This window comes from Kitasatospora sp. NPDC018058, assembly GCF_044327205.1.
Classification (GTDB): Bacteria; Actinomycetota; Actinomycetes; order Streptomycetales; family Streptomycetaceae; genus Kitasatospora.
This window is the reverse complement of sequence record NZ_JBIRFA010000093.1, coordinates 1-10,188: the sequence shown is the minus strand read 5'-3', so window position 1 is coordinate 10,188 and position 10,188 is coordinate 1. Positions and strand designations below refer to the sequence as shown.

Sequence of the window (10,188 nt, the reverse complement as noted above, 5' to 3'; positions counted from 1 at the left end):
CAGGTGCACGTCGTCGACCAGCACCAGCTGGGTGCCCAGGTCGCACAGCAGCTCGCACACCGCGTTGGTGATCTGGATCTGGTTCATACGCTCGGCCAGCGGCAGACCCAGGAAGCGTGCGAACTCGCTGATGAGCATCTTCGGGGTGGAGGACGGCGGCACGGTGATGAACAGCACCGGCAGCCGGTCCGGCACCCCTGGGCGCCGCAGCCGGTCCGCCAGCTCCACGGTCCGCCCGAGCTGCTGCATCGCGGTGGCCTTCCCGGTCGTCGAGGGCCCGGAGATGATCAGCCCGCGCCTGGCGCCGCCCTGCTGGCCCCGGTTGAGTGCCAGCAGCCGCCGCACGGACAGCGAGATCCTGTCCATCGCCGGGGTCCGCAACACCACGAACCGCGAGTGGTACCGCTCCCGCTCCTCCAGGCCCCACTCCTCGTCCAGGACGTCACCCGGCTGCGCATCGGGGAGATCGACGAAACGCTGCCAACCGTCCCAGGTGGTCAGCTCCTGCGACACCCGCTCCCGCACCGCCGGGCCCCCGGTGGGGCTCATCGTGCCGTCCAACGCTGCGCCTCCTCATGGGCGTCGTACGTGATGGCGCCGCTGCGCCGGGCACCCTGACCGGGTACGCCCGGTCTCTGCCGATCCACTGCCCCTACGCAGGCCGGTGCCGCCGGCCCCGGCGCGGCGTCCGACTTTGCCGACCCGTACTCCGGGCCACCAGCCGCGCCCTGCGCACAGACCTGGCTGCCCGTGTCCTCGGACCGTGCGTGCGGCGCATCACCGCCCACATTGTCTTGACCGCCCTCGCCAGGGTCGTCCGCCCACCACTCCTCGCCGCCGACAACCTCCTCGTCCACGCCGTCCTCGTCGTCCCATCCCCGGCCGCCGGGAACGCCCAGGGCATCGCGACCACCGAATGCCGCGGCAACCCCCACACCCCCGACACCGATCGCCGTACCAGGGTCCGTGCCGGCGACGAGCGCACTCGCCCGAGCCTTCGCCGCCACGGCGCGCTCACGTTTGCTGCCCAGCCCCTCGCCGGCTCGGCGCAGCAGGCCGTCCAGCACCCGCGCCAGCTGCGCCTCGTGCTCCGCGCGGCCCTCCCGGCGCTCTACCGTTCGCCGGACGTAGTCCCAGCTACCGGCGGTGAACGGCAGCGTCACCAACGTGCGGTGCACCCAAGGCACTTCCAGCCAGCCCTGCGGCGTCCGCAGCCACACCTGGCCCGGATCGTGTGGCGTATAGCGGACCTCCCACCGGCCCTTCTTGTCCTTCCGGCCGGAGCGCCGTCCGCGGCAGTCGTTCAGCCACGGGTGGTCGAAGTCGTAGGTGCGGTAGTCGAAACGGATCCCGTAGTCGTTGACGGCCAGCCACTTCACCTCAAGAAGCTCGACGAAATCGGTACCCGACAACGGCAGCGGCACATGCCCGCACAGCGCCACCAGCGCAGCCCACATCTCGTTCGGCGACACGCTTACCTTAGGCATCAGCGCGTGCCGCAGCGACCCATGCCGGCGCTCCTGCCAGCCCGCAACGATCCATTCGTCCAACAGGTCCCGCAACTGCACGATGTTCCAGACCGCCTCCTCCTCCACCCCCTCGCCCCGCTCGGAGACATCGGACCCCGTGTGACCGGCCACGTACTGGTTGAACCCGGTCCCGATCGACCGGAAGGTGCGCTCCACGTTCCCCTTCGCCGGGCCATTGGCCAGCGGAACCGGCTGCACCGACACCCCCAGGCTCTCGCACGCCCCCACGAACGTCTGCGACACGAACACCGACTCCTGGTCCACCACGACCATCTCCGGCAGGATCACCGGCCGCGCCGCAGCACCCGCAAGCCGCACGTCCAACGCAACCAGCCGCTCGAACGGCACCGCCGACCGGCGCATCGCCAGCGCCTCGTCCCAGCCCGGCCGCATCGCCATCGGCGTTCACCATCTGGGCCAACAGCAAAGCGGCGTCCACGGCCTTCGCACCGACCGGCCGCAGTACCGCCGCGCAGATGCTGCGCGTCGCCACATCCAGCGCGATGACCAGATCCAGCCGGGCGACCACCCCGTCGTCCAGGACCGCCATCACATCCAGCGGTGTGCTGTCCATCATCACCAGCTCACCCGGCCGCAAGGCCACCGTCAGCGTGAACGGGGGAGCAGGCCGTGACGAGCGCCAACGACGCTGCACCGCCGATCCCAGCAGTCCCTGCCCATCAGCCAGAGCGTGCACCAGGCGGTTGAATGTCGACGTTGGGGGAAGAGCCACCACCCCCGCCCCGAACTCCTCCTCCAATGCCCAACCGACCTGCCGGTGCAGCCGCGACAACGTCCCCGACGACCGGCCCCGCTGCTCCTTCAACACCTGCAGAATCGCCGCAACCACTCGCTCATCCGCCCGCCCCACACGCGAACGACCCTTCACCACCCGCCCATCCACCAACCCCCACAGCCCCCGAGCCCGATACCGCGCCCGCATCCGCCGCACCGCGCCCACACTCGCCGTGCACCCCGCCGCCGACAGCTCCGCTGCCTTCGCCTCCTCCCGCTGCGCCATGCTGCGCACCGCAGGGTCGTACTCGGGCCGCGGTACACCGGTCCCCGGACGGTCGGGGAAGCCGGTCTCCACCTCCCGCACGTGCCGCCGCCAGGCCAGCGCGCGCTCCCGCACCTCGGCAGGCAGCGCATCCAGCAGTGTGAACGGCGGGATCCCGGGCACCGGGTCACCGCCGATGACCTCGAACCCGTCAGAGGCAAGCAGGTAGGACAACAAGACCGCGGCCGTCGCGCCGCCCTCGGCGACCAGGGTGACCCGGGCACCCTCCAACACCGCTACGGTCCACTCACGCCCGTCGAAGCGCACGCCCGCGCCTACAGCCAGGACAGGATGCATCACTACACGCACCCCTCACCCTGCGGCGCCGACACGAGGACCCGCTCGTGCAGCGGCACATCCAGCCGTGCCCGCAGCAGACCGTGCCACAAAGCGTGGAACAGCACCGGCCACACCGCGATCGGATCCCCCGCCTCCCGCACGCCCTCCACGGCCGGCCGAGGCCTACCGAAAACTCCCAGGAGAGCAGGCAGATACCCGGCCGCGCCGTGACGGGGATGCCGGTAGCCCGCCAGCCACCGCACATTGCCCACCAGCACCGGATCTTCCGGTCCGGCCAGCCGGTAGCGCCATCCCACTGCCCGCGCGGCCGCATCGACCACCGCCGCCCGCGCAGCGAGCCGCGCGGATGGACCCTCCCGGCCCACACAATCCACCAGCAGCCCACCACCGTTCGCCAGCCGAGCCATGACCTGCGGCGCATGGCCGACCACCGCGCCGCGCTCACCCCAGACCAGCTCCACCGGCCGGCACGCCAACGCAACGATCTCCGGATCCCGGTCCATCAGCATGACCTGGGTACGCATCAGCCCGGAACCGTAGTGGACCAGCCGTCCACACGTCGCAGACCACCACCAACCCGGCGCGACACGCTTCCCACGTCGAACCGGAAACGTTGTCGGCGACGGGTGAAACGAGGACCACGGACGGCGGATCAAAAGCGGGTCACTGCGTGATCTCTTGATCATCCTGACTTCACTGGTACGGGAGTCAGGAGGAAAGAGGTGATCGGCGTGGAGGACTGGGCCGAGATTCGCCGGCTGCACCGGGCCGAGGGTCTGTCGGCACGGGCCGTGGCCCGGCAACTGGGGATCTCCCGGGGCACCGTGGCACGGGCCCTGGCCTCGGACCGGCCGCCGGTCTACCAGCGCCCGCTGAAGGGATCGGCGGTCGACGTCTTCGAGCCGGCCATCCGCGAGCTGCTGAAGCAGACGCCGACGATGCCGGCCACGGTGATCGCCGAGCGGATCGGCTGGACACGCGGGCTGACCATCCTCAAGGAACGCGTCCGCGAGCTGCGGCCCGCCTACCTTCCCGTGGATCCCGTCTCGCGGACGGTCTACCAGCCGGGCGAGCTCGCCCAGTGCGATCTGTGGTTCCCGCCGACGGACATCCCGCTGGGTTACGGGCAGACGGGACGCCCTCCGGTGCTGGTCATGGTGGCGGGCTATTCACGGATGATCACGGCCCGGATGCTGCCGTCCCGGACCACCGCCGACCTGATCGATGGGCACTGGCGGCTGCTGTCCGGCTGGCAGGCCGTCCCGAAGATGTTGGTCTGGGACAACGAGAGCGGCGTCGGCCAGGGAAAGCTGACCTCGGAGTTCGCGGCGTTCGCCGGCCTGCTCGCGATCAGGATCCACCTCTGCCGGCCCCGCGACCCGGAGGCGAAAGGCCTGGTGGAGCGGGTGAACGGCTATCTGGAGACCAGCTTCCTGCCCGGCCGCACGTTCGCCGGACCGGGCGACTTCAACACCCAGCTCACGGCATGGCTGCAGATCGCCAACCGCCGACACCACCGCACGATCGGCTGCCGACCCGCCGAACGCTGGGAAGCCGACCGGGGCGCGATGCTCACCCTGCCACCGGTCGCCCCGCCCCACTGGTGGCCCCAGAGCATCCGCCTGGGCCGCGACCACTACATCCGCGTCGACACCTGCGACTACTCCGTCCACCCCCGCGCCATCGGCCAGCAGATCACCATCCGGGCCGACACCGAGGAGATCACCGCCACCACCCGCACCGGCGAGACCGTCGCCCGCCACACCCGCTGCTGGGCCCGGCACCAGACCATCACCGACCCCGAGCACGCCGCCGCGGCCGAAACCCTGCGCGGCCGGGCAATCCACCAGCGTGCCTCCCGCGCCCAGGCCCGCGGCCTGACCGCCCTCGCACTCGAGGACCTGGGCATCGAGGTCGAACAACGCCAGCTCGGCTCCTACGACCGCATCTTCACCCTCATCGAGGGCGGCGCCGGCAAGGAGGACACCTGATGTCCCGCACCTCCGCTCCCAACACCACGACCACCACCGACACACCGACGGCCCAGACCGGCCGACAGACCACTGCCGACCTGGCTTTCCTTTCCCGCGCGATGAAGGCGCCCGCCCTGCTGGACGCTGCCGAACGCCTGGCGGAGCGCGCCCGCACCGAGTCCTGGACCCACCTCGAATACCTCGTCGCCTGCCTGCAACGCGAGGTCTCCGCCCGCGACAGCCACGGCGGCGAGCAACGCATCCGAGCCGCCCGCTTTCCCTCGGTCAAGACCATCGAGGAGATCGACGCATCCCACCTGCGGGGCATGACGCGCCAACAACTCGCGCACCTGGGCACACTGGACTTCATAACCGCCCGCGAGAACGTCGTCTTCCTCGGCCCGCCGGGCACCGGCAAGACCCATCTGGCCACCGGACTCGCCGTCCGGGCCTGCCAGGCCGGCCACCGGGTCGCGTTCGCCACCGCCTCCCAGTGGGTCGACCGCCTGGCCGCCGCCCACCAGGCCGGCCGGCTCCAGGACGAACTGGTCAAGCTCGGCCGCTACCCGCTGATCGTGGTCGATGAAGTGGGCTACATCCCCTTCGAACCGGAGGCCGCGAACCTGTTCTTCCAGCTGATCTCGAACAGATACGAACGAGCGAGCGTGATCGTCACCTCGAACAAGCCCTTCGGGCGCTGGGGAGAGGTCTTCGGCGACGAAACCGTCGCCGCCGCCATGATCGACCGACTCGTCCACCACGCCGAGGTCCACTCCCTGCCTCAAAGGAGAGTCCTACCGCATGCGGGGACGCGAACTCGGGCACGTCACCACAAACGACAACGACTGACACACACCACCCAGCGAGACCACGACTGGCCCACAACTCAACCGTCGATACCGGCCCGAATTCAGCCGCCGCCGACAAACGTCCGCACCGGAGAACAGCTCTCCAGACCCACTTCCCGCGCGGCCTGCCCCCAGGACAACTGCCGCACCTGCCCGACCGGGTCGACGAACCGGGCATCCGTCGACTCAACCCCGTCCCAGCCAGCACCAGCCGACCGCAGCACCACAAAATCTGCCATCGCACCAGGCGAGACCCTCGTCCTCCCAAGGCATACTCGCCACCCTCCCAGCACCACCCAACTGCACAGCACGATCCGCAGACAGCCATTCCGATCCGGTTCACCCCAACGAGGCCACCAACCCGACCGACGGCACGGCCAACACAGCCAGGACCTGCACCAACCCTCCGTCGGGCCGCACCGCCCAGGCCCTACCAACTGCCCCCCAGGGCCTTCAGTTGCGGCTGCCGATCCCGCCGCCGGTCCGGGCACGGCCGACGCCTGGGGCCGCGCCGGCGGGTGGTCCACCGCCACTACTGAGCCGTTCGCGCCCGTCGACGGGAGCACCAGCAAGCAGGCGGCCGATCCCCTTACGAGGGAGTGCTCCTCCTCCGGTGGCCACCCGAAAACCGTTCGCCGAACCACCCCCACGCGTGATCCCCTGTCCGCGGGAGTGGGGCCTAAGCCCCGGGGCGGCGAGTGCTCGCGTACCCACGGCCCGCAGCCGACGAGGCAAAAGCCCGTCTTCGCGGAGGCCCGGTGCGATCGGGTCTCTGATACGGGACGGCCGGGAGGGCACAGATGACCGAGCAGGTCAGGTACGTCATGCTCGTCTGCGACGACGTCCCGCAGAACGTGGTGCTCCACGAGGCCGGCCCGAGACCGCTGGAGGTCGCGAAGGTCCTTCGCGCAGAGACGGGTACAGGACTCTGGCACGCCAAACAGGCCGTGACCGGCCCACCGCCCGTGCTGCTCTTCGAGTGCGTCGAGGAGCGGGCAGCGCATCAGCAGGCCGACCAACTGCGCGCCGCCGGCGCCACAGTGACGGTCGAGCCGTGGCGGCGAAGGCGCCCCGGGCCGACCGGCGCGGTCTGAGCCAGCTGGCACAACGCGTTGCCGAGCAGGCCGGGGATGCCGGCCAGGTCGCGGCGGGACGTGCCGCCGCCGCGCCAATTCGGCACGGCCCCCAGGCCCGACTCCTTGCCAGGTTCCCAGCCGGCAACGCCGGAAAGCTGCCACCCAAGGGGCCCTCCAACACCATCTCAGGCCGGCAGCGTAACGCCGACCGCAGACACCAACCGCTAGCCCGCCCTACCAAGCCACCCCAAGGGCCTCCAGCTGCCCGAGCTGCTCCTCAGTGAGCTTGTCCCGCCTGGCCTTGGTGTTGTTCCACCAGGTACCCAGTGCCAGCCCGTCCGCAGACCGGTACGACCTCGGCACCCGGCTATGCCCCTCACGCTCCACGAACACCGCGAGCGCCGCCAGACCCTGCGCGAAGCGGTCCGCGCGGGACACCTTCGGCTTCGCCGCGGCGGCGGCCTTCGCGGCCACCAGCCCAGGGTCGGCCTGGATGCCGATCGCCGTCAGCAGGTCCCGCTGGTCCTCGACCAGGTCCGGCCAGCCGGCCCGCTGCGCCTGCACCCACCGGCCGAGCTGCTCGCCCTCGTAGACGGTGTCCTCGGGCAGCACGGTCCAGTCGACCAGCCCGTCGGAGTCCAGCCACCACAGCCGGGCGGCGGCGTACGCGCGCTGCCAGGTGATCGGCCAGGCGGGGCACCACCAGGGGTCGATCTCCTCCAGCGCCCGCCGCCGCTCCGGCGCGAGCGCCCCCGGCTCGTCGGCCGGCACCGCGGCGGCGGCCCGCAGCTCCGACAGCCACGTGCCGATCGCGTAACCCCCTACCGAGGCCCGCGCCGGACAAGACAGAGATCCACCATGACCCTTCGCCCAGACACGGGCCCAGTCGAGACCGGCCTCGAAACGGGCGTCGGAGACCGACCAGATCATCCCGAGCGCATCGAGCATGTCAACCCGATGGCGCGCCAATTCACCACAAGAATGCTCACCACGCCTATCAGAAACCCATTTTCCAAGCGGAAACTTTCCCTCTTCTCCCACCATCGCGGAATAGGGAACATCGAGTCCGCCGGTCTCCTCGTGCCACCGCCGGGCGTGGTTGATCCCTTCCCGCCAGAACTGGTTCTCACCCGTCAGCACCCGCGAGGCGATGAACAGCGCCAACACGTTCTCATCCACCGGCGACTGGAACCGCACCGGCAACGTGAACGCCCCACCACCACCCGCACCGACCTCACCAGACCAGCTCTCACCAGGACCTGAGACAGCCTCCGCGCTGCGCCCCTTCGTGCGCTTGCCCGACTTCTGCGGCACCGCGAGGGCCTCGACCACCTTGGCGTCGTGGCTGCGCAGCGCGGTAAGGATCTTGACCAGCGGGCCGTAGGAATCGGACTCCAGAATATCCCCGGGTTCCTCGCCGGGCTTGAGGAACACCGGCACGATCAGCGAAGCGGTCTTTCCTCCACCGGGCTTCATACGAAGGGCCCGGCCGATCGCCTGGACGATATCAACCATGCTTCCCCGGCCTTGCAGGAGAACAGAATCAGCGTCCGGGATATCCACACCTTCGCCCAGGACTTTGCACTGGGCCACGACGCGGTGCCGCAGACCGTCCTCCTCACCGCTGCTCCCGAAATCGGCGATGACCTCCTTGCGGAAGTCCACGTCGTGCTCACCGGAAAGCCACTGCACCCAGAATTCATCCGGGTATTTCTGCGGATTGTCGAAGTGCAGCTTCTCGACGGTCTGGTTCAGAGCCTCCGCGAAATAGCGAGCCTCGATCGTGCGGTTGTGGAACGTGATGCACCGCTCCAGGCCCCGTTCCACCATCGTCTTGACGAGCCCGGCCTGGATCGCCGCGATCCGCTCGGCCGGCACCTCGTCCTCACTCCCGTCCACCGCCTCACCCACGCCCGGCCCCCACGGCACGCCCTGCCGCTCGGCGCCCTTCCGGTCGCCGAGCGGGTCGCGCAGCTCCAGGACCACGATCTCGAACGGCGCCAGCAGTTTCCTGTCGATGGCCTCAGCGAGCCCCAGGGAGTACACGTGAGGGCCGTAGATCCGCTGATCGTCCATCGACACCGCCAGCTCCTCCGACAGCGGCTGCACGGCGTCCTCACGCCGCCGCATGGCACTGCTGGGCGGCGCCCAGATCCGCGGCGTCGCCGTCATGTACAGCCGCCGCACCGCCGGAATCGCCACCTGGTCGTGCACCACCGTCCACGCCTTCTCCACACTCCCGGAAGACCGATGCGCCTCATCGCAGACCATCAGACCCAACGGAGGCAACACCCCACCCCCCGAACCCACCCGCTGCGCCCAGTACTCGTAGGCGTCCGCGACCGCCCCGACCGAGGTGTAGGTCGCGAACAGGGTGGTGGGCCGGCGGTGCTTGGCCGCGCGGGACAGCCACATACCGATCATCAGCGGGCTGGTGGTCGCCATCACCCCGTACGGCAGCTCACTGTCGACCAGCGAGCAGACGGCGTGCATGTCCCCGGAGCGGCCCGCGGCCCGCCACGAGCCGATCATCTGCACCAGCAGGTCCAAGGTCGGGACGACCACCAGCACCGTCCCACGCGGGGCGAGCTTCTGACCGGCCGCAGCGCCGACGTACGACTTCCCGGAGCCGGTGGCCATCTGCACCGTCACCCGCAGCCAACCCGGGGTCAGGTGCCCCGGACGAGGCGTCAGGCCCCGCACGATGGCCTCCAGGGCCTCCTCCTGGTGCCCGCGCAGCGAGATGCCGGCAGCGGACTGAGCGGCCATCAGGCCCGGCTTCACGACGTTCACGAAGACGTGTCTCCCCTCACCCATTCCCGAGCCCACACCAGGGACCAAGCGGGAAATGCTGACAGTGCCCTACTGATACATTCGACGGACCGACCCGAGAATCGTGGCGACCGAAAATAAAGTCCGAAAGAAGCGACTATCCGGCAGAATATCAGTCTCTGGCCAAGAATTCCGGCGAACCCCCGGAAAACGCAGGACCGGACCCTGCTCGCGGCGGGATCACCTGACGCGCCAAGACTGATACACCAAGGATCGTTGCTCGCCCTTCGAGAGTAGCGCACCCCGGACCGTCAAGACGTCGAAACAGTGGACTGGACCACGGTCTAGACCAATCCGAGAGAAGTGAAGCCGACCCGCACTACGCCCCCAGCGCGGCACCCTCCACCCAGTCAGCCTGTCGTGAGACCAGCCAAACGCCCAGCACAACGAGATGAACAGACATCAGCCCACCGGCACCATGAAGCGAAGCGGAATGGTGCCAGCCCGAGCGCGAAGCGCCGGGCCCACCCGGGCGAAGCCCGGGGGCGGACCCGCGGAGCGGGTCCGCCGATCGCCCGAAGGGCGATCGCGAACGGAGGGCCGAAGGCCCGTAGGGACCCGCTCCGCGGG

Annotated in this window: 7 protein-coding genes and 1 pseudogene; 3 read left to right on the top strand and 5 right to left on the bottom strand. The window is 69.8% G+C overall.

Annotated elements, in window-relative coordinates; translation table 11 throughout:
* The 3 genes from ACH4E7_RS44405 to ACH4E7_RS44395 form a co-directional block, all read right to left on the bottom strand.
* Positions 1 to 561, bottom strand: a 561-nt coding sequence (locus ACH4E7_RS44405) for an ATP-binding protein (protein WP_396254919.1), incomplete at its 3' end; no start/stop codon positions are given.
* Positions 546 to 1,928 carry a hypothetical protein gene (locus ACH4E7_RS44400; RefSeq protein ID WP_396254918.1) on the bottom strand — a complete coding sequence of 461 codons (1,383 nt, stop codon included), beginning with the start codon at positions 1,926 to 1,928 and terminating at the stop codon, positions 546 to 548. The genes ACH4E7_RS44405 and ACH4E7_RS44400, both read right to left, overlap by 16 nt.
* Positions 1,929 to 2,888: 960 nt before the next feature.
* The gene (locus ACH4E7_RS44395; protein WP_396254917.1) at positions 2,889 to 3,575 is read right to left on the bottom strand and encodes a TnsA-like heteromeric transposase endonuclease subunit; all 687 of its coding nucleotides are present in this window, start codon (positions 3,573 to 3,575) and stop codon (positions 2,889 to 2,891) included.
* Between the two features lie 36 nt (positions 3,576 to 3,611).
* Here ACH4E7_RS44395 and istA point away from each other — a divergent pair, with 36 nt between their 5' ends.
* Positions 3,612 to 4,880, top strand: coding sequence for an IS21 family transposase (gene istA / locus ACH4E7_RS44390; RefSeq protein ID WP_396254916.1), 1,269 nt, complete (start codon positions 3,612 to 3,614; stop codon positions 4,878 to 4,880).
* Positions 4,880 to 5,581 (top strand): annotated as a pseudogene (istB, locus tag ACH4E7_RS44385) (IS21-like element helper ATPase IstB); the annotation flags it as partial. The gene istA and the pseudogene istB, both read left to right, overlap by 1 nt.
* Positions 5,582 to 5,772: 191 nt before the next feature.
* Here istB and ACH4E7_RS44380 read toward each other — a convergent pair.
* Positions 5,773 to 5,949, bottom strand: a complete 177-nt coding sequence (locus ACH4E7_RS44380; RefSeq protein ID WP_396254920.1) for a hypothetical protein — start codon at positions 5,947 to 5,949, stop codon at positions 5,773 to 5,775.
* 561 nt (positions 5,950 to 6,510) lie between these two features.
* On the opposite strand from ACH4E7_RS44380, the gene ACH4E7_RS44375 reads away from it, so the two are divergent.
* Positions 6,511 to 6,804, top strand: coding sequence for a ribosomal protein L7/L12 (locus tag ACH4E7_RS44375; protein ID WP_396254915.1), 294 nt, complete (start codon positions 6,511 to 6,513; stop codon positions 6,802 to 6,804).
* 216 nt (positions 6,805 to 7,020) lie between these two features.
* Here ACH4E7_RS44375 and ACH4E7_RS44370 read toward each other — a convergent pair whose 3' ends face one another.
* Positions 7,021 to 9,579 carry a Helicase associated domain protein gene (locus ACH4E7_RS44370; protein WP_396254914.1) on the bottom strand — a complete coding sequence of 853 codons (2,559 nt, stop codon included), beginning with the start codon at positions 9,577 to 9,579 and terminating at the stop codon, positions 7,021 to 7,023.
* Between the last annotated feature and the right edge of the window lie 609 nt (positions 9,580 to 10,188).

Coding starts and splice junctions, on each gene's coding strand:
- ACH4E7_RS44395 (WP_396254917.1), bottom strand. CDS start 3,575: ATGATCAAGAGATCACGCAGTGACCCGCTTTTGATCCGCCGTCCGTGG.
- ACH4E7_RS44375 (WP_396254915.1), top strand. CDS start 6,511: ATGACCGAGCAGGTCAGGTACGTCATGCTCGTCTGCGACGACGTCCCG.
- ACH4E7_RS44400 (WP_396254918.1), bottom strand. CDS start 1,928: ATGGCGATGCGGCCGGGCTGGGACGAGGCGCTGGCGATGCGCCGGTCG.
- ACH4E7_RS44380 (WP_396254920.1), bottom strand. CDS start 5,949: ATGGCAGATTTTGTGGTGCTGCGGTCGGCTGGTGCTGGCTGGGACGGG.